The 19,289-nt window shown below is 61.2% G+C and carries 17 protein-coding genes; 10 read left to right on the top strand and 7 right to left on the bottom strand.

Translation table 11 applies throughout. The features are described from left to right. Positions 1 to 6 precede the first annotated feature (6 nt). Both PYR71_RS06430 and PYR71_RS06425 read right to left on the bottom strand, forming a co-directional pair. Positions 7 to 1,413, bottom strand: a complete 1,407-nt coding sequence (locus tag PYR71_RS06430) for an FAD/NAD(P)-binding protein (protein ID WP_275618675.1) — start codon at positions 1,411 to 1,413, stop codon at positions 7 to 9. Positions 1,414 to 1,885: 472 nt separating this feature from the next. After that, positions 1,886 to 2,782: a LysR family transcriptional regulator gene (locus tag PYR71_RS06425; RefSeq protein WP_183919017.1), complete on the bottom strand. Its 897-nt coding sequence runs from the start codon at positions 2,780 to 2,782 to the stop codon at positions 1,886 to 1,888. A gap of 115 nt (positions 2,783 to 2,897) precedes the next feature. Between PYR71_RS06425 and PYR71_RS06420 the strand changes: the two genes are divergently transcribed. The 4 genes from PYR71_RS06420 to PYR71_RS06405 are packed head-to-tail and all read left to right on the top strand — an operon-like array spanning position 2,898 to position 6,627. After that, complete coding sequence (locus tag PYR71_RS06420; protein WP_275618674.1) at positions 2,898 to 3,980, top strand: 4-oxalomesaconate tautomerase; 1,083 nt, start codon at positions 2,898 to 2,900, stop codon at positions 3,978 to 3,980. Positions 3,981 to 4,025: 45 nt separating this feature from the next. Next, on the top strand, positions 4,026 to 5,027 hold the full coding sequence (locus PYR71_RS06415; protein WP_275618673.1) for an ABC transporter substrate-binding protein: 1,002 nt from the start codon (positions 4,026 to 4,028) through the stop codon (positions 5,025 to 5,027). Between the two features lie 12 nt (positions 5,028 to 5,039). After that, on the top strand, positions 5,040 to 5,870 hold the full coding sequence (locus PYR71_RS06410; protein ID WP_183919020.1) for an ABC transporter ATP-binding protein: 831 nt from the start codon (positions 5,040 to 5,042) through the stop codon (positions 5,868 to 5,870). Next, positions 5,854 to 6,627 (top strand): ABC transporter permease, encoded by a 774-nt coding sequence (locus PYR71_RS06405; RefSeq protein WP_275619054.1) that lies wholly within the window; start codon positions 5,854 to 5,856, stop codon positions 6,625 to 6,627. The genes PYR71_RS06410 and PYR71_RS06405 overlap by 17 nt, the downstream gene beginning before the upstream one ends. Positions 6,628 to 7,045: 418 nt before the next feature. On the opposite strand, the gene PYR71_RS06400 is transcribed toward PYR71_RS06405, so the two are convergent. Next, positions 7,046 to 7,663 (bottom strand): flavodoxin family protein, encoded by a 618-nt coding sequence (locus PYR71_RS06400; protein WP_275618672.1) that lies wholly within the window; start codon positions 7,661 to 7,663, stop codon positions 7,046 to 7,048. A gap of 275 nt (positions 7,664 to 7,938) precedes the next feature. Here PYR71_RS06400 and PYR71_RS06395 point away from each other — a divergent pair, with 275 nt between their 5' ends. From PYR71_RS06395 to PYR71_RS06380, 4 genes are all read left to right on the top strand, one after another. Further along, positions 7,939 to 9,747 (top strand): ABC transporter ATP-binding protein, encoded by a 1,809-nt coding sequence (locus PYR71_RS06395; RefSeq protein WP_275619053.1) that lies wholly within the window; start codon positions 7,939 to 7,941, stop codon positions 9,745 to 9,747. A gap of 223 nt (positions 9,748 to 9,970) precedes the next feature. Next, positions 9,971 to 11,869 (top strand): ABC transporter ATP-binding protein, encoded by a 1,899-nt coding sequence (locus PYR71_RS06390; RefSeq protein ID WP_275618671.1) that lies wholly within the window; start codon positions 9,971 to 9,973, stop codon positions 11,867 to 11,869. A 95-nt stretch (positions 11,870 to 11,964) separates the two neighbouring features. Then, positions 11,965 to 12,279: a hypothetical protein gene (locus PYR71_RS06385; protein ID WP_183919024.1), complete on the top strand. Its 315-nt coding sequence runs from the start codon at positions 11,965 to 11,967 to the stop codon at positions 12,277 to 12,279. 311 nt (positions 12,280 to 12,590) lie between these two features. Beyond that, positions 12,591 to 13,628: a LacI family DNA-binding transcriptional regulator gene (locus PYR71_RS06380; protein ID WP_183919025.1), complete on the top strand. Its 1,038-nt coding sequence runs from the start codon at positions 12,591 to 12,593 to the stop codon at positions 13,626 to 13,628. Between the two features lie 10 nt (positions 13,629 to 13,638). Here the strand turns inward: PYR71_RS06380 and PYR71_RS06375 are convergent, their stop codons facing one another. Both PYR71_RS06375 and PYR71_RS06370 read right to left on the bottom strand, forming a co-directional pair. Continuing rightward, positions 13,639 to 14,931, bottom strand: coding sequence for an MFS transporter (locus tag PYR71_RS06375; protein ID WP_275618670.1), 1,293 nt, complete (start codon positions 14,929 to 14,931; stop codon positions 13,639 to 13,641). A gap of 137 nt (positions 14,932 to 15,068) precedes the next feature. After that, positions 15,069 to 16,268 carry a multidrug effflux MFS transporter gene (locus PYR71_RS06370; RefSeq protein ID WP_275618669.1) on the bottom strand — a complete coding sequence of 400 codons (1,200 nt, stop codon included), beginning with the start codon at positions 16,266 to 16,268 and terminating at the stop codon, positions 15,069 to 15,071. A 173-nt stretch (positions 16,269 to 16,441) separates the two neighbouring features. Between PYR71_RS06370 and PYR71_RS06365 the strand changes: the two genes are divergently transcribed. Then, the gene (locus PYR71_RS06365; protein ID WP_275618668.1) at positions 16,442 to 17,182 is read left to right on the top strand and encodes a TetR/AcrR family transcriptional regulator; all 741 of its coding nucleotides are present in this window, start codon (positions 16,442 to 16,444) and stop codon (positions 17,180 to 17,182) included. On the opposite strand, the gene PYR71_RS06360 is transcribed toward PYR71_RS06365, so the two are convergent. After that, positions 17,183 to 17,623, bottom strand: coding sequence for a response regulator (locus PYR71_RS06360; RefSeq protein WP_275618667.1), 441 nt, complete (start codon positions 17,621 to 17,623; stop codon positions 17,183 to 17,185). Positions 17,624 to 17,893: 270 nt separating this feature from the next. Here PYR71_RS06360 and PYR71_RS06355 point away from each other — a divergent pair, with 270 nt between their 5' ends. Next, a complete protein-coding gene (locus PYR71_RS06355) occupies positions 17,894 to 18,433 on the top strand; it encodes a L,D-transpeptidase family protein (RefSeq protein ID WP_275618666.1) in 540 nt (179 codons plus the stop codon). Positions 18,434 to 18,441: 8 nt separating this feature from the next. On the opposite strand, the gene msrA is transcribed toward PYR71_RS06355, so the two are convergent. Continuing rightward, a complete protein-coding gene (msrA, locus tag PYR71_RS06350; protein ID WP_275618665.1) occupies positions 18,442 to 19,146 on the bottom strand; it encodes a peptide-methionine (S)-S-oxide reductase MsrA in 705 nt (234 codons plus the stop codon). Positions 19,147 to 19,289 lie beyond the last annotated feature (143 nt).

Raw genomic sequence — 19,289 nt, 5'->3', positions numbered from 1 at the left:
ACTTTTTCAGACGGCCCTGACCTGCGGATAGAAGCGCTCGCCGATCCGTTCGGCCGCCGCATAGGCCTGTGAGACGATTTCGGGCACCAGATCGATATCGGGCAGGCTGCCGAGGCCGAGCGGGCCGACGGCAAAGAGCCCGACAACCGTCGAACCGTCCTCCAGGAAGGGCTCACCCCGCGCATTGACCGCCAGCCCGAGCGACAGTTCGTCCGGCATGGCGAGGCCTGAGGAAAACAGGCTCTCCATCAGCGGCGTGGAAAGATCCGGCGCCTGGCAGCGGCAATCGATAATGCGCTCGGCATGGATGATCTCTTCGACAGAGGAGCCGGCCGGCGTGAAGAACAGGCCGCTCAGGCCGCGGCGGCCGGCCCGGCCGCGGCGCAGCACCGTGCGGCCTTCGGCGAGCTCGCGCTGCAGGCGCAGGTGGATGGCTTCCGGCAGGCGATTGCGGTGACTGTCGTAGATCGCCCGCAAATGGCGGTTGAACTGACGCTTGTCGCCGGCCGGCAGCGATCTCCAAAGCGAGCGGGCATGTTTCCTCAGCCCGTTCATCACCGATTGCCAGCTTCGCCCCTCTTCTTCCGCCTCGCGACAGGCCTGGCGGATGAAGCGCACAATGTCAGGCAGGCTCTCGGGCAGCGCTTCGGCCGGGAACACCGGATCGGCGGAATTCGGCGTATGGCTCTGGGGCAGGAAGCCGCGCCGGGAAATGATCGTCACCTGGCCGGCATAACCGGAATCGCGCAACTGCAGCACCTGGTCGACGACGCGGATGCCGCTGCCGAGCAGCACCGCATGCGGCCGTGCCACGAGGCGCTGGGCGCGGACCGGCGAAGCACCCGGCTCCTCGGCACGCGGATCGCTGAGACCATAGCCGGTGGCGAGGATCACCGTATCGAATAGCGGATTGGCGGGATTGGCGCTTTCGAGCAGGAAGCGGTTGCCGTGGCTCCGGCGGATCGCCACGACAGGATCGTTGCAGACCTGCACCGTAATGTCCCGGCGCGCCGCCAGCGCTTCGGAAAAGCGCTGGTAGACATAATCGCTGAAGATTTCCTTCGGCACGAAGATCTGCCGAAAACCGGGAATGGCGGCCGGCACGGCGGCGCGGAAGGCGGCGTTGGTACAGAGCCAGTCGTTGAAATCGTCGCTGTCGCCGACGGCGACCGAGAGATCGCGCACGCGAGTATTGAGGATCGTCGAGGCGCGGGCAGAGGCCAGCGCCTGGCCGCCGCTGACCGACGAGTTCAGATCGAACAGCTGCAGGTGGAAGGGGGTGCGCACCGTCTTCATCAGCGCAATGGCCGTCATCATGCCGGAAAAGCCGCGCCCGACGATCGCAATGCGCGGAACGGCCGATATCATCGCCGCAGCATTGGCCCTTCCGGAGAAAAGTCCCTGAACCGTCATCGCAACTCCTTTGCGGCTTCATCAGCGCCCTTGGGGTCGATCGAGGCTTCAACGCATAAACACCGGGTCACGCGTTGATGAGGGTCATGCGGCCATTCACAAACATCGACCGCAGAGCGGGTCCGTAAAAGCGGCCCGCAAACGAACTCGGCGGCAAAGCAGCCGCCCATAGTCTATTAAACTAGTCGTGTATGAAAGCGCCAAAAACCGCGAGTGGCAAGGGATTTATTGGAGCGAAGTTTAACTTGTTGGAACAGCGGCATATTTTCCGACCCTCGCGCCGTGGTGGCCACGCCTCGTCAGCACCGCCATGGCCTGATGCCGCCTCACCTTCAACAGAGGGGTCAGATCCGCCGGTTGTGGGGAAAGCCACCGCCATTGGCCATCTGCTTCCGTGCTTCCTCTCAGGATATCGTCAACGTGACCTACGTTCGATTGCGTTGCTCGAACCATCGTTTGCGGCGTCTTTCAATCACGCTCCCCATACACCTATCAACATCTCTAGAAACCGTTCTGCCGCCGGCGACAACGTGCCGCCGCGACGTCGAACCACACCGATTGTGCGGGATATGTCGGGATTGCGGATGGGGCGTGTGATCAGAAATGGATGGTCTTCCCGCGGGGTTGCCATTCGCGGCAGCACCGAAATCCCAAGCCCCGCCTCAACCAAACCGAGGGAGGTAGACAGATGGGTTACCTCGTAAAACCAGCGAAGTTTGATGTTTGATTTTGCCAATGCCGCGTCGAGCAGCGTTCTGTTGCCGCTCGACCGATGAACCGTAATCAAGTGATAGGGCTCTAGTTCCGCCCACTCGACCCATTGTTTTGCCGCAAGAGGATGATCCTTTCGCGCTGCAAGCACGAATGGGTCTTCCGCAAGCCGCTCGAAGGTGAGGTCGGGGTCGGAGGTGCCAATGATGTTTATGCCGAACTCCACCTCGCCACTTGCCACGGCTCGAAGACCATCAGTGGCAGGCAGATCGAGGATACGAAAGCGGATGTTTGGATATTCTTCATTGAACTGGCGGATGACCGTAGGCAGGAAGTAGAATGCCGCGGTTGGAAGACATGCAATCGTCACCAATCCGCCGCGATTGGCTCCAACGTCGCGGACCGCGAAGAGAGAACCATCGAACTCCTCCAGCAGGCGTCGGACGAGCGGCATGAGTTCTGTACCGAGAGCTGTCGCGGACACGTGCCTGGTTGTCCGTTCCAGAAGCGGCGCGCCGATGACCTGCTCGAGTTTTTGAATGCGGCGGCTCAACGCGGGCTGCGACATATGCAAGGCATCAGCGGCGCGATTAAAGCTCTCCAACTCCACGACGCTCATGAAGGCTCGAAGGTCAAGGATCTCACAATTAATGCTCATCTTGCATCAATCCTCCGATTCTTAGCATTTCACAAATAAACGCATATTGCAATAAATTGGATCAAAGAGCGCCGATTGATACGGCGATGACATAATTCCGATGGAAGCACAAGCGATGAACGACCTGTTGGCGATCCCTTGCGTACTGATGAGAGGCGGCACCTCAAAGGGGCCGTTCTTCCTGGCAGGCGATCTTCCCGCAGCTGCCGGTCAGCGCGACGAGATTCTCCTCTCCGTCATGGGCTCTGGTCATCCGTTGCAGATAGACGGCATCGGTGGCGGCAACCCGGTCACAAGCAAGGTAGCTATCGTCGGACCTGCCAGCATTCCGGGCGCCGACGTGGATTATCTCTTTGCCCAGGTGCGGGTCGATCAACAGATTGTCGACACTTCCCCGAACTGCGGCAACATGCTGGCTGCAGTTGGCCCCTTCGCCATCGAAGCTGGGCTTGTCCAGGTTCGTGGAGAAACGACACTCGTCCGGATCCATAACGTCAATACCAGGAAGCTGATCGAGGCCGAAGTTCCCACTCCAAACGGCAGCGTTTCGTATCTCGGTAATGCTGAAATCGATGGCGTGCCCGGACGTGCAGCGCCGATCGGACTGACCTTCATGGACGCAGCCGGGGCTCGAACCGGGCAGCTGTTTCCCACTGGCAAGCCTGTCGACCTGATTGATGGTGTAGCTGTCACCTGCATCGACTGTGCAATGCCGATGATGTTGATCGAGGCAGCAGCGATCGGTGCAAGTGGCTTCGAATCAGCGGCTGAACTCAATGCTGATCGAGCATTGCTGGGGCGGCTGGAAGAGCTGCGCATCGCTGCCGGCGAACGGATGGGCCTTGGAGACGTGCGCAATCAGGTAACGCCGAAGCCGGTGCTCCTTTCCCGGCCAAGGTCTGGAGGCGACATCAGCGTACGGTATTTCATGCCCCATCAATGTCACCCGTCGCTTGCAACCACGGGCGCCGTCGGCATCGCCACGGCCTGTATCAGCCATGATACGGTTGCATCGCTTCTGATCGGCGGGCGTACGCCCCCGGTGGTACTCTCCATAGAGCACCCAAGCGGCCACCTGGACGTTAAGCTGTATGAGAGAGACGGCAAGGTCGTTGCCGGAATCCTTCGCACCGCCCGGCGGCTGTTCGAAGGCCAAGTCTTCGCAAAACCTGTCGCTCAACTGGGTTGCGCGGCATAATAACCGTGGCCGCCGGGAGGGCGCCACCCAACAGGAGGAAATACCATGCGCAAGCTCATGCTCGCCCTCGCGGCAACCGTCGTGTTTGCCGGTTCTGCATTCGCGGATCCGGTCCGCATCAGCGTTGGTTCCTACAACCTCAACAACCTTCCTTTTCCGGTCGCCCAGGGACTCGGCCTTTATGAAAAGGAAGGCCTGGAGGTAACAGTCGAAAACTTTGCTTCGGGCGGCTCGAAGACACTTCAGGCGCTCGTTGCCGGCTCGACGGATATCGCAGTCGGCTTCTATGACCACACGATCCAGATGCAGTCGCAGAAGAAGGCTGTCGTGGCGTTCGTGCAGCTCGCCCGCAATTCCGGGCTCGTGCTGGCTGGCGGCAAGAACAGCACTTTCGACCCGGCTAAACCTGAAACCATCAAGGGCGCAAAAATCGGGATTACCTCGCCGGGCTCGTCCTCCGATTTCTTCGTCCGCTATTATCTGCAGCGCCACGGCCTGTCCGCAGATGACATCTCGCTGATCGGCGTCGGCTCCGGGTCTGCCGCGGTCGCGGCTCTTGAGCAGGGCAAGGTCGACCTCCTCGTCAACTACGACCCGGCAGCGACCTTCATCGAGGCCAAGGGCGTCGGCAAGATCCTGATCGACGGACGCAGCGACGATGGTGCCAAGGCAATCTATGGCGGGATTTACCCGACTTCCGTCCTCTATGCCACGCAGAGCTATATCGACAAAAATCCGGAAACGATCCAGAAGGTCACCAATGCGACCGTCAAGGCGCTCGAGTGGATGAACAGCCACTCCGCGGAGGAGATCGTCGAAAAGCTGCCGAAGGAATTTATTTCCGGCGATCGCGACACCTACGTCAAGGCGGTCGAGAACGCGAAGGCGATCTTCTCGAAGGCCGGGCGCATCAACGAAGACGATATCAAGATTCCGCTCGCCGTCCTGAAGAGCTTCAACGACAAAGTCGCCGCGGCCGAAATCGACCTTGCAAAAACCTACACGAACGAGTTCGTCGGCAAGGTCCCGAACGCCCCTGCCAACTGATAGGAGGAGGTGATGGAATTGGCCGTAGTGAAAACTGCACCCCCGACCAACAGTCCGGATCATGCAAAGCCGATGGTTTCCATCGATTCCATCACCATGTCCTTCGGGGCTTATGTCGCTGTGCAGGATGTCAATCTGAGCGTCTCCGATGGCGAGTTCCTGGCCATCGTTGGACCTACCGGTTGCGGCAAGAGCACCGTTCTGAACGCGATTGCCGGCCTTCTGAAGCCTGCCAGCGGGACTGTTTTCATCGATGGTCAGCCGGTGCGCGGGGTCCAGAACGACATCGGTTATCTTTTTCAACAGGATGCATTGCTTCCATGGAAGACCGCAATCGAGAACGTTGAACTTGGTCCCATGTTCAAAGGTGTCGGTGCAGCCGATCGTCGCGAGCAGGCGATGAGATGGCTGGCGAAAGTCGGGCTCAAAGGGTTCGAGCATCGCTATCCGCACCAGCTTTCCGGCGGACAGCGCAAGCGCGTGCAGATGGCGCAGGCGCTGATCACCGGTCCCAAGGTCATCCTGATGGACGAGCCCTTCTCAGCGCTCGACATCCATACCCGCCACCTGATGCAGAACGAGCTGTTGCGGCTTTGGCAGGAGGAGCGGCGCGCAGTGGTGATGATAACGCACGACCTCGAGGAGGCGATTGCTCTTGGTGATCGGGTCGTCGTGCTTGCTGCTGGACCGCGCTCGCGCGTGATCGACAGCTTCCCCGTCGATCTCGAGCGTCCGCGCGATGTCGCTGAAATCAAGCTCGATCCGCGCTTCATGGATCTTTATCGCAACATCTGGTCATCGCTGCGCGGCGAAGTGGAGAAAAGCTATGAACGTCATGACTGAACGTCTCATTCAAATCGTGCTGCTCGTGGCAATTGTCGGCGGTTGGCAGCTCGGTGTCGCGGCCGGCGCCATTGACGTCTTCTTTTTTCCGGCTCCGGTCGACATTTTCAACCAGGTCTTAGCCTGGGTGGCGGACGTCAGCTTCTATAGCCACGTCGCCATCACCCTCACCGAAACCGTACTCGGCTACCTCGTTGGAACGGCACTTGGCGTGGCAGCGGGCGTGTGGCTCGGCCTCAGCCGTTCGACCGCGCGCATTCTGGACCCCTTCATCAAAGGGCTGAACGCAATTCCTCGCGTCGTGCTCGCGCCGATCTTCGTGCTGTGGCTCGGCCTTGGGCTGTGGTCCAAGGTGGCGCTCGCCGTGACGCTGGTGTTCTTCGTCACCTTCTTCAACGCGATGCAGGGCGTGCGCGAAGTCAACCCGGTGGTATTGTCAAACGCCCGCATTCTGGGAGGCAATCGGCGGGACCTGCTTCGCCACGTCTATTTTCCGGCAGCGGCAAGCTGGATTCTGTCCTCGTTGCGCACTTCGGTCGGCTTCGCCGTTGTGGGGGCGATCATTGGCGAGTATCTCGGCTCCTCTGCCGGGCTCGGCTATCTGATCGCTCAGGCCGAAGGCAATTTCGATGCGGTCGGCGTCTTCGCGGGCATCCTGATCCTCGCGATCTTTGTCTTGATTATCGACAGCCTTCTGGACATCGCCGAGAAGCGCCTCATCAAGTGGCGGACAAGTGCTTCTGAACGGCCGGCGTGACGAACACTTGCGACAACTTAAACAAATGCTAACTCGCGCGCTCCCTTCCCAAAGAAGGGAGCGCGAGCGTCTCGAGCAATTGTGCATTCGGTGCAACGAGAATCCGGTCGTTATCGCGTCGACGAGGCGGCACTCAGTGACCTAGAGCCTTTCCTGGTTAGATTGAAGCATTCTGTTGGCTCAAACGGAGTCGGATGGTCGACCGGCCGGCGCGCGTCTTAGCCCAGTCCTACGGCGAAGCCGGCCGGTCGATCAGCCGGCCCGTTTCAGCCAACCCGAAGGGCCGGGCACCTTTCCGCCAGGATCAGAGGCGATCGGCTCGGACGTACCTGAGGGTATGCCCGTCGCCAATCGCCTCTGCCCTGGCGAAAACCTGCCCCGGCAGAATGCTTCAATCTAACCAGGAAAGGCTCTAGTCTTAAGCGCTTTCACCGGGATATTGCTTTGCCTTCAGCAGCCCGGCCAGATGCGCCGTATTGCGCGCCAGCATGTCGACGGCCTTTGTCACGACCTTCGGCACCTTGTCGAGATCAACGAAATTGGTGGAACCCATCGCTTCCCCGACCCAATAGGCGACCGCATTGGCCGGGATGGTGAAGCCGACATCGTTCAGCGCCTGATAGAGTTCGGCCGACACGTGATGGGCGCCGTCCTCGTTGCCGACGACGGCAACGGCCGCGACCCTGCCGTAGGAAACCATGCGGCCCTGATCGTCCGTCTCATCGAGGAAGGCGTCCATGCGCTCGAGCGCCCGCTTGCAGATGCTGGACGGCTGGCCGAGCCAGATCGGCGTCGCCAGCAGCAGGATATCGGAGTCGAGCAGCTTGGCGCGGATATCGGGCCAATCGTCGCCTTCGCCCTCGTCCGACGTGACGCCCGGCTTGACGTTGAAATCGGCAAGGCGAAGCACTTCGGTCACAACGTCATATTCGGACAGCGCCTTGTCGATGAGGGCGATCATCCGGTCGGTCGACGACGGGTCCTTGGCGTCGCTGGTCTTCAGCGTGGCGTTGAGAGCAAGGGCTTTCAGCGGCATCTTATCTCTCCGGTAACGGTTGCCCGACGGGTCTGCCTGCTGCAACCCACCCGCGCGCCGATTGTTCCCGCGGCTGAGGCGAGGCGGCCTCACGCAAAAATAACCAGTTGGTGAATTCTTTACTTGAACCGCCAAATGGAATCGGCAAAACTGACGGTGCTATCAATCCTTTCATGGATTTGCCGTCTTTTCGGGCCAGCGTCCGAGCACACATCTATTGGAAAAATACCGTGAGCAGCGATGCGTTAACACGCGCGACGAAGCCTTCGGCTTCGATGGCGCTTGCAACTGCGGCAGGCTGGGGCCGAGGCCTCTTTACACTGGTGCGCATCACCGTGATGGCCTTCCGCCACCCTTGGCAGGCAGGCTTTGCGATCGGCGCCACGCTCATCGCCTCTACCTTCCAGCTGATGATCCCCCGCCTTCTCGGCCAGGCCGTCGACCACACGCAAATGGCGATGGGCGGCGGTGCGGCCGGCCAGGCGGCGCAGGACGCGCTGCTGACCACGGCGCTGCTTCTGCTCGGCGCCAGCGTGCTGCGCGGCCTCTTCACCATGGTGCAGAACTATTTCAGTGAATCCGTCGGCCACCACATGGGCTACGAGCTGCGCCTGGCCTGCTATGAAAAAATCCAGCGCCTGTCCTTCAGCTTTCACGATACCGTGCATTCCGGCGATCTGATCACCGTCGGCATGCTCGATCTCGAAGGCGTGCGCATGTATTTTTCCACCGCGCTGGTGCGCATGATCCTGCTCACGATCCTGATCGGCATCGGCGCCTATATGCTGCTGTCGACCAACGTCGTGCTCGGGCTGCTGGCGCTCTCCTTCGTGCCGTTCGTCGGCTGGCGCTCCTCGGTGACGCAGCTCAGGCTACGCGCCACCTGGCTCGACCTGCAGGAGCGGCTGTCGGTGCTGACCCGCATCATGGAGGAGAATCTCGGCGGCATCCGCGTCGTGCGCGCCTTTGCCGCCCAGGAGCATGAACTCACGAAATTCGAGGCGGCCTCGAAAAACGCGCTGGCGCTCGCCCATCAGCGGGTTGGCATCCGCGTCGTCAATACCAGTGCCATGACCTTTTCCTTCTTCGCGGCGATGGGCCTCGTGCTTTGGATCGGCGGCGGCAAGGTGATGTCGGGCGAGATTACCGTCGGCACGCTCGCCTCCTTCCTGACCTTCATGACCATCCTGCAGATGCCGGTGCGCCAGCTCGGCCTGATGGTCAATGCCTTTGCCCGCGCCTCCACCTGCGGCTCGCGGCTCTTCAAGCTGCTCGACCTCGACATCGCGATCAAGGATGCGCCGGATGCCAAAGAATTGGCGGTAACGGAAGGCGTGCTGCGCTTCGAAAATGTCAGCTTCGCCTATCCAGGCTTGGAAAAGCGCACGGTGCTCCATGATGTCTCGTTCGAAGCCCGACGCGGCCAGACGATCGGCATCGTCGGTCCGCCCGGCAGCGGCAAGTCGACGATCGCCCATCTGATCCCGCGCTTCTACGACGTCAGCGGCGGCAAGATCACCATCGACGGCCAGGATATCCGCAAGGCCACCCTGCAGTCGCTGCGCCGCGCCGTTGCCGTCGTGCAGCAGGATTCCTTCCTGTTCACGACGACGATCGAAAACAACATCGCCTATGGCGACCCCTGGGCGAAGGAAAGCCGCATCGAACGCGCCAGCGAAAGCGCCCAGCTGCACAATTACGTGCTCGGCCTGCCCACCGGCTACGGCACCGTCGTCGGCGAGCGCGGCGTATCGCTGTCCGGCGGTCAGCGGCAGCGTCTTTCGATCGCCCGCGCGCTGATGCTGAAGCCGGCGGTGATGGTGTTCGACGATTCGACGGCGGCGATCGATGCGGCCACCGAGCAGCGCATTCGCAGCGCCATGCGCCGCTATGCCGCCGACCGGGTGACGATCATCGTCGCCCACCGCCTGAGCTCGCTGATGCATGCCGACCAGATCCTGTTCGTCGAAGACGGAAGGATCGTCGAGCGCGGCACGCATCAGGCGCTGCTTGCCCTCGGCGGCCGCTACAAGGCGCTCTACGAGCTGCAGGTACGGCCGGGCGACGAGGTGTTGAGCGCGTAATCTTCTCTTCTCCCCGCTCGAGAAAAGTGCCGAACAAAGCGAGGCGATGAGGGGGCGAGGAGCGATAGCGACGAGTGCGCTACCCGGAAGCGAAGGGCAAATGAGGGCCTGCCGTGTGGCCCCCTCATCCGCCCTTCGGGCACCTTCTCCCCGCTGGGGAGAAGCGCGGACAAGCAATTGATGTGCGGACCAGCCTCAAGTGATGGCCGCAGGAGGAACGACGATGGCCGAGGAACTGGAAACCGAGCGTCCGGACGTCCGCGAGGACGGACGCCGCCCGCCGCGGGCAGTGGTCGGTTCGCATCGCATCGAGGAGGAAATGTTCGGCAAGGCCTTCGACGGCAACATCGTCAAGCGCATCTGGGCATTCGTTCACCCCTACCGCACCCAGGTCCTCTGGGCGGTCGTCGCCGTCCTGACCTTCACGACGATGCAATTGCTGATCCCGCTGATCATCCGTTATGCCATTGACCACGGCATGTCGCCGGGCGGCAGTCCTTCGGCGCTGATCTCGGCGATCGCCGCCTTCGCCATCGCCATCCTTATCAATTATGCGGCAAGCTACGCGCAGGAGACGCTGGTCGGCAACGTCGCGGAAGAGGTGCTCTTCGACATCCGCAAGGCGATGTTCTCGCATCTCCAGCGCGTTTCGCTCTCCTTCATGGACAAGACCGAAGTGGGGCGGCTGATGTCGCGCCTGCAGGGCGACGTCAACTCGATGCAGGAATTCCTCGAGACCTCGGTGCTTTCGGTCGGCGACATCGTGCTGCTCTTCGGCATCGTTTTCGTGATGCTTTACCTCGATTTCAAGCTGGGGCTGCTGACGCTCTCGGTGCTGCCGGTGCTTTTCATCGTCCGGCTGTTCTGGCTGCCCCTCGCCCGCAAGTCCTTCATGGCCGCGCATGAGACCAATTCGGTGGCAAACGGCGCGCTCGCCGAAGCGATCCATGGCGTGCGCGCCGTCCAGAGCATGGACCGGCAGGGCGTCAACTTCACGCTCTACGACGACAAGGCGCATGCCAATCTCAGGACGCACCTGACGGCGGCGCGTTATGCCCAGGTGATGGTGCCGATCGTCGACAGCCTGACCGGCGTGGCGATGGCGCTCGTCATCGTCGTCGGCGGCGCCCGAGTTCTCAACCAGGCGCTCGACGTCGGCGTGCTCGTCGCTTTTCTCTTCTATATCCAGCGCTTCTTCGACCCGATCCGGTCGCTGACCCTGCAATATTCGGTGATGCAGCGCGCCATGGCGTCCGGCCAGCGTCTGACCGAAGTGCTCGACGTGCCCGTCGACATCAAGGACGCGCCCGACGCCAAGACCCTGTCGCGCGACATGGACGGTTCGGTGGAATTCAAGGATGTCGTCTTCGGCTACAATCCGAAGCACCCGGTGTTGAAACATGTGAGCTTCAAGGTCAATCCCGGTGAGACGGTGGCGCTGGTCGGGCCGACGGGATCGGGCAAATCGAGCTGCATGTCGCTCATCCATCGCTTTTATGACGTACAGCAGGGGCAGGTGCTGGTCGGCGGCCACGACGTCAGGGAACTGACCCAGGATTCGCTCGGCGCGCAGATCGCCATGGTCTTGCAGGAGCCCTTCCTCTTTACCGGCACCGTCTTTGAAAACATCCGCTACCATAAGCTGGAGGCGACGCGCGAGCAGGTGATCGAGGCGGCCAAGGCGGTCGGCGCGCATGATTTCATCATGCGCCTGCCCGACGGCTACGACAGCATTCTCGGCGAGCGCGGCGGCAATCTATCGCTCGGCCAGCGCCAGCTCCTGAGCTTTGCCCGTGCACTGGTGGCGGATGCGAAGATCCTGGTGCTCGACGAGGCGACCGCCAATATCGACAGCTATACCGAGATGCTGATCCAGAAGGCGCTGGTCAAACTGCTCGAAAACCGCACCGGCCTCGTCATCGCCCATCGCCTGGCGACGATCCGCGAGGCCGACCGCATCATCGTGCTGCAGAACGGCGAAATCATCGAAAGCGGCGACCACCGCCAGCTGATGAAGAACGGCAAGCTCTATTCCAGACTCTATAACTTGAACTACGCTTCCTTCGACGATATTCCCGAAGACGTGCTGGAGGAGACGACGGCGGGGGAATCGGCGACCTGACATGCGTTACCTGTTGTCGCAAAGTTTGAACGAACAAACGCCTTGCTGCCGCATTTTACTTTTATCCGGGGCCTGTGCCCACTGAGGAGAGCGTTATGAAGAGAATTATTAGCAGCCTGTTGATCGCGACGGCCCTTGTTGGATCGGCTATTCAGCCCGCTGCCGCGCGTGACCATCATCACCATAACAATACCGGCCGCATCATCGCCGGCGGCGTTGCTGCAGGCGTCGTCGGCGGCCTGATCGGCGGCGCAATCGCCAATGGTAGCCCGCGCTACGTCGATGAAGGTCCTCGTTATGTCGAGAGCCCCCGCTATGTCGAAGAGCCGAGATGCTGGTATGAGGACCGCGACGTGCGCAACCGCTATGACGGCGGCTACCACGCCGAAACCGTGCGGGTCTGCGAGTAGGCCTGAAGTTGTTTGAAGTGGCGTTGAACGCGTCAGCGTCGCTTGACCGTCAGCCGAGGTTGCGTTCCGCAGCCTCGGCTTTTTGATTTCAATATCAAGGCCATGCTGGCAGGAGAGCAGCCGCTCGTCCGGCTGCCGCCACCGACCGGGTGGAGCCACGCGTCTCGAAAATCCGGACGCGCCTGTAGGTTACGAACGCGTCATCCTGGAACTCGTCATTCGCCGAAGCTTCCCCTATGGCTTTTCGCAGAGGTCGTCCTGTGGCAAGAAGGGCCATGACTCGGCGCCTTAGGGGAAGAGGATCGGCTGACATGAAGGGAATCCGCCAGCTCGCCGAGCATCTCGACATTTCGATCGGCACCGTGTCCCGCGCGCTGAACGGCAAGCCCGACGTCAACGAGGAAACGCGCCGGCGGGTGCTCGCCGCCGCCGAGGAGCTTGGCTACGTCGCCAACCAGTCGGGTCGCAGCCTCCGCCAGGGCATGACCAATGTCATCGGGCTAATGCTTGAAGTGAGCCGCGAGACGGTCGAAAACAGCGACGACTTCTTCCTCGGCGTCACCGACGGGCTGCAGAGCGTCTTTTCCCGCCACAAGCTCGATCTGGTCATGCTGCCCTGCCCTGACGACGAGGATCCGCATGAATATCTGAAGCGCATGGTGGCGCGCCGCCTCGTCGATGCGCTGATCATTTCGGCGACACGGCGCACAGACCGGCGCATCGAGCTTCTGGAAAAAGCCCGCATCCCCTTCGTGGCGCTCGGCCGCAGCGCGTCCGGCGGCAGCTATACCTGGATGGACCTCGATTTCGAAGGCGTGGCGGCGCGCGGCGTCGACCGGCTCGTTGCCAAGGGCCATCGACGGATTGCGGTGGCCGCCCCCTCCTCCGACATCAATCTCGGCTACATCTTCCTCGACAGTTATCGCCAGGCGCTGCAGCGCCACGGCATCGCCTTTGATCCGACCCTCGTCATCCGCGTCAAGTCGAGCGAACAGGGCGGCTATCAGGCCGGCCACGAACTGCTGATGATCGAAGACCGGCCGACGGCGATCATCCTGATCCACGAGCTGATGGCGATCGGGCTTTACCGCAGGCTGGCCGAGGCAGGCATCGTGCCCGGTCGCGACCTCGCCGTCGTCGGCTTCCGCGAAGAGCCGCGCACCCTTTTCCTCCAGCCGTCGCTGACCTCCTTCCGCATGTCGCTGCGCGATCTCGGCGCCCAGCTTGGCGAAACCCTGCTTGCCACCATGCCGGCCTATGCCGATCATTATCCGCAGGGCGCCCGCAACAGGATCTGGCCGATGGAGCTCGTTCCGGGCGAAAGCGACGCCTTCACGCTGACGGCCTGAAGCACATCGCTCAGATCCGGCTCGGTGCCGCCGCAGCTTCGCGGCTCGACAATTGACGCGTGACGAAGAAGACCAAGAGGGCGCCGGCGGCAAGGCAGGCGGCGAGGAAGAACATCGGCGCGATCGTGCTGCCGCTTTCATCCTTGATCCAGGGCACGACGTTCTGGGCGACGAAGCCGCCGAGATTGCCGACCGAATTGATGGCGGCAAGTCCGGCCGCCGCACCCGCTCCTTTCAGGAACCGCGAGGGCAGGCTCCAGAACACCGGCTGCGGCGCGAAAATGCCGGCGGCGGCGACGCAGAGGAAGGCGAATTGCACCGTGTGGTTCGGGATCAGTGCCGACAGCAGCAGGCAGGCGGCGCCGATGAAGGCCGGAATGACGATATAGGGCGTCTTCGATTGCGCCTTGTCGGCCATGGCGGGAACGGCATAGAGCGCGCCTGCGACCAGCAGCCAGGGAATGACGTTAAGGAAACCGTTCACCGTGTTGCTGACGCCGAAGGCCTTGACGATGGTCGGCAGCCAGTAGCTCAGCCCATAGGCCGACAGCGGAAAGGCGATATAGCAGAGCGCCATCAAGAGGACGCGCGGGTCGACGAGCGCCTTGAAGCCGTTTCCGGCATTTGCGTCCATGTCGGCATTTTCCGAGGCGAGCCTCCGTTCCAGCCAGCTCTTCTCCTCGCGACTGAGGAAGCTCGCATTCTCAGGCCGGCCGGGAAGATAGAAAAAGGTGACGACGCCGGCGATGACGGCCGGAATACCGGTCGCCAGGAACACCCACTCCCAGCCGGCAAAGCCGTAGAGGCCGTCGAGATCGAGCAGCGCGCCGCCGAGCGGTGCGCCGACGGCATTGGCGATCGCGCTGAAGATCATGAACAGGCCGACCATCCGGCCGCGATAGCCCGAAGGGAACCATAGCGTCAGGAGATAGAGGACGCCGGGAAAGAAGCCGGCTTCACAGACTCCGAGCAGGAAACGCAGGATATAGAACATCGCTGCGTTCTGGGTGAAGGCGAGCGCGATGGTGACGAGGCCCCAGGAGACCAGGATGCGGGCGAACCAGACACGCGCGCCGAGCCTGTCGAGGAAGAGATTGCTCGGCACCTCGAAGAGAAAATAGCCGATGAAGAAGAGCGAAGCGCCAAGACCATAGGCATATTCGCTCAGGCCCAGGGCATCGACCATCTGCAGCTTGGCAAAGCTGACATTTTGCCGGTCGATATAGGCGATGAGATAAAGGATGCCGAGAAACGGCATCAGCTTCCAGGTGATTTTCGAGATCAGCCGCTTCTCGTCGACCATGCATATTCTCCGCAATGACAATGTCGTTAACGCCTAGATAGCGCTATCAACCAATATTCAATTGGGCGAAGTATTTTCTGCGATGCCGCAACCGTGATTGGTGGCCGCAACCGGATGACCGGTGCGGCCCGTTCTGATCATTCAGCGGCGACGGTGGCGGCGCGGCGGCCGATCGTGGCCTGCGTCAACACCAAGGCCATAAAGGCGCAGACGGCGATGCCGGCGGCCATCGGAAGGGCGGTGCCGTCGAAGAACAAGCTCGAGATCACCATGGCGACGGCGGCGATGACGAAATGCAACGTGCCCATCAGCGACGAGGCGGTGCCGGCGATCGCGCCGTGATCCTCAAGCGCCAGCACGGCGCTCGTCGGGATGACGAGGCCGAGAAAGCCGTAGCCGATGAACAGGAAGCTCGCCATGACAGGCATCTGATTGAAGCCCGCCGCCATAGCAACCGCCATGACGACCATGGCAAGTGCGAAGGCGCTGACGGCAATCCGCATGACCCGCACCAGGCCGAAACGCTCGCCGAGCCAACCCGTTGCCTGCGACACCGCGAAGAAGGACACGGCATTGATCGAGAAGGCGAAGCTGTACTGCGTCGGCGTCAGCCCATAATGCTCAATCAGCACGAAGGGCGAGTTGGCGAGATAGACGAGGAAGCTGGAAATGCCGAGGCCGCCGATGAAGGTCAGCGTCAGGAAATTGCGGTCGGATAGCAGCAGCCGGTAAGCCGTCATGGCGCTCCCGAGGCCGCTGCCGCTGCGATCGGTGGCCGGGCGGGTCTCGTCAAGCTGCGTGGCGAGCAGGACGAGGCCGATCAAGGCGGCTATTGTCACGGCCCAGAACACGCCGCGCCAGCCGTAAAACTCGATGACCGCGCTGCCCGTCAGCGGCGCCAGGATCGGCGAGATCGAGAAGACCAGCATCAGCAGCGACATCAGCCGCGCGGCCTGAACGCCGGTATGCATGTCGCGGACGATGGCGCGCGGAATGACCATGCCGGCCGCACCGCCGATGCCCTGGACGAAACGGAAGGCGATCAGCGTCTCGATATCGGTCGAAAGCGCGCAGCCGATCGAGGCTAGCGCGAAGAGGCTGATGCCGAGATAGAGCGGCAGCTTGCGGCCCCACATGTCCGAGATCGGACCATAGACGAGCTGGGAGAGCGCAAAGGAGATGAAGAAGGCGAGAAGGGTCAGCTGGGTGACGTTATTGTCGGCATGCAGATCCTGGCCGATCGAAGGCAGCGCAGGCAGATACATGTCGATGGCAAAGGGGCCGATGGCCGATAAAAGGCCGAGAATGAGGGCAGTGCGGAAGAAGGAAGCCGTCATAATGGTGATCTTTCATAAAAGCGCGAGCAAAGACGCCGGATGGTCGTTTCGCCGCAGTGCTCTTAGGGGTTCAATGATGATCGTTCGCGCGAAGACGAAGTTGGGAGCTCATATCTTCGGCTGGGAAGCAGGCGTGTCCATAAATTTGGACACTGATGTAAAACTAGGCGCCATTGTCTAAAACGTCAAGGCGTCTTATCTTCGCTCTCATGAACGATCGCATGACACCGGCAGTCCGGATGACGGGGCATAGCCAGCGCGGGCAATGTGCCAAGCGCATGTCAATCCTCGACGCCGCTGCCGACGTTTTCTGCCGCCAGGGATTTGCCGCCGCCAGCATCGACGAGATTGCCGCCGTCGCCTGTGTCTCCCGCCAGACGATCTACAATCACTACCGCGAGAAGGAAACGCTGTTCGTCGCCGTTGTCGAGGACGTCATGAACCGCGCCAATGCCATGCTTTTTTCCGTATTGTCGGCCTTCCCTGATAATGCCGACAATCTGGAGGACGACCTCACGGCTTTCGTCATCCGCCTCAACAAGAACTGCATCTGCAATCATGACGGAAAGTTCCTGCGCAAGCTGGTGCAGACTGAGGGTGAGCGATACCCACATCTCTTCGAAAGCTGGCGCCAGCACGGGCCCGGCAAGCTGACGACCGCGCTTTCCGCACTTCTCGCACGGCTGGCGCAAAAGGGAGCGCTTGTCATCGACGATTTCGACGTCGCCGCCCGGCAGTTCGTCGCGCTCAGTAATGCCGACCTGCAGATGATGACACTTTTCGGAGGAACACCGACCGACGCGGAACTGGAAAAGGCGGCCCGCAATGCCGTTCGTACCTTTCTCAGGGCCTATGGCCGACCGGCGGCGGAGAATTTCGGAGCTGAACCGCAGCTGACAGCTCTATCCGGCTGATCAGGCAAAAACCGTCATCTGCGCCGGCACGACGGCGAACATGCCGGCGCGGCGCGCGGCAAGATATTTCACCAGCTGTTCGACAACCGAAGGCATGACCGGCTTCTGGACGACGCCGACCGCGCCCTTGACGCCGTCGGCGACGGTCTCGGGATTTCCGGTCATGAAGACGACGGCGATGTCATGCTCTTCCGCCAGCCGCCGGCCGAGCTCAGGCCCGGTCGGGCCATCGGCGAGATTGACGTCGACAAAGGCAATATCGGCGGACGGCGCCAGCTGCAGCGCCTGTTCGCGATCATTCGCCAAGCCGGCGACCTGCATGCCCATGCCTTCCACCGTCGCGCCGAGATCGAGGGCGATGAGGAATTCATCCTCGACGATCAAGACGCGCTGTTTCACGAGTTCATCTTGCTGCAAGCGCCGCACGACATTGGTGGCCATGATACGTCCCCTTGTTACGCACATACTTCGAAAGAAGAATCCGCTTCAGCAGCTGTGCCTGCCGAAACTCAGTGTTGTAACGGCGAACTTGACGATATGTTCCGCGGTGAAACGGGATTTTTCTGATTTAAGCTATTGTTAACGTTAATTAATTCTTAAGGAGGCGCTGGCAGGGCAGGTAAACTATGGCCGATCTTGAGCGTGCACCTCTGGTTGAGGGCGCGATGACACGTTATGATTATTCATTGATCTCGAGAATCGAGGATCGGCTTGAGAAACAAGGTTATCGTGCTGGCCATCGTGGCCGTCGGCCTTTTCGCCTATACCAAGGTGATGGCGAGGATCGGCTCGGGCTCACCGCCCCCGGCCGCGCCGATGGAACAACGCGCCGATCTTATTCGCGTTTATAAATCTGAACGCCGTATGGTTCTCCTTAAAGGCGACGCTCCCATCGCGACCTATCAAATTTCTCTGGGCAGTGCTGCCGATGCAGGCCCCAAACAAAGCGAAGGCGACGAGAAGACGCCTGAAGGGCGCTACGAAATAGACTGGCGCAATCCGAAGTCGATGGCGCATCTGAGCCTGCATATTTCCTATCCGAAGCCAGAAGAGCAGCGGGCGGCTGAAGTGAACGGCTTTCCGCCAGGCGGCAATATCATGATCCACGGGCTGCCCAACGGCTGGGGCCTGCTCGGAAAAGCCCATCGGCTGTGGGATTGGACGGATGGCTGCATTGCCGTCACCAATACGGAAATGGGTGAGATCTGGGCCCGGGTTCCCGACCATACGCCGATCGACATCATGCCCTGACCGGCCGATCAGCCCTTGGTCTTACCGACGAGCACCGGCTGGCTGCGATAGTCGGCCGGAAACAGTGACTTCAGGTTCTCGATTTTCGGCAGGTCGTTATAGACGATATAGGGATAGGTCGGGTTGAGCGTCAGGAAATCCTGATGATAGGCCTCGGCCGGATAGAAGCCGGCGGCATCCGATACTTTGGTGACGATCGCTTGCTGGAAGACATGCGCCTTGTCGAGCTGGTCGATATAGCGTTCGGCCACCTTGCGCTGCTCCGGATTCGAGACGAACAGCGCCGAGCGATACTGCGTGCCCCCGTCAGGTCCCTGGAAATTCAGTTGCGTCGGGTTGTGCGCCACAGAGAAGAAGATCTGCAGCAACCTGCCGTAGCTTATCCTTTTCGGGTCAAACCGCACCTCGACGGCTTCGGCGTGGCCTGTCGAGCCGGTGCTGACAGTTTCGTACTGCGCCGTTTTCGCCTCGCCGCCGGCATATCCGGAGACGGCGCTCTCGACGCCCTTGACGTGCTGGAAGACGCCCTGGACGCCCCAGAAACAGCCGCCAGCGAAAATGGCGGTCTCGGTGCCCGATGTGGCGGTTTCGTCGATATCGGGCGGCGGGATGACGACCGCCTCCTCGGCGGCGTCGGCTACACTCGTACCGAGTAAGACAACGGCGGCGGCGAGGAGCGAAGCGAAGCTCCTGCGGTGGGAAGATATGGACATGGCGCGACCTCCTGCGAGTTGTCCAAAATCCTTGCTCATCCTTGCAAAAGCGGCAAATCACAAGGCGATCACTCACGCCGATGTGACAACCCAAAGAAAGTGCCAGTGCGAAGTTGAAACAGCGCTCAAGTTGAGTTGACAAT

Source organism: Rhizobium mulingense (genome assembly GCF_029194105.1).
In the GTDB taxonomy this organism is placed as follows: Bacteria; Pseudomonadota; Alphaproteobacteria; order Rhizobiales; family Rhizobiaceae; genus Rhizobium; species Rhizobium mulingense.
This window is presented reverse-complemented; position numbering and strand designations above follow the sequence as displayed.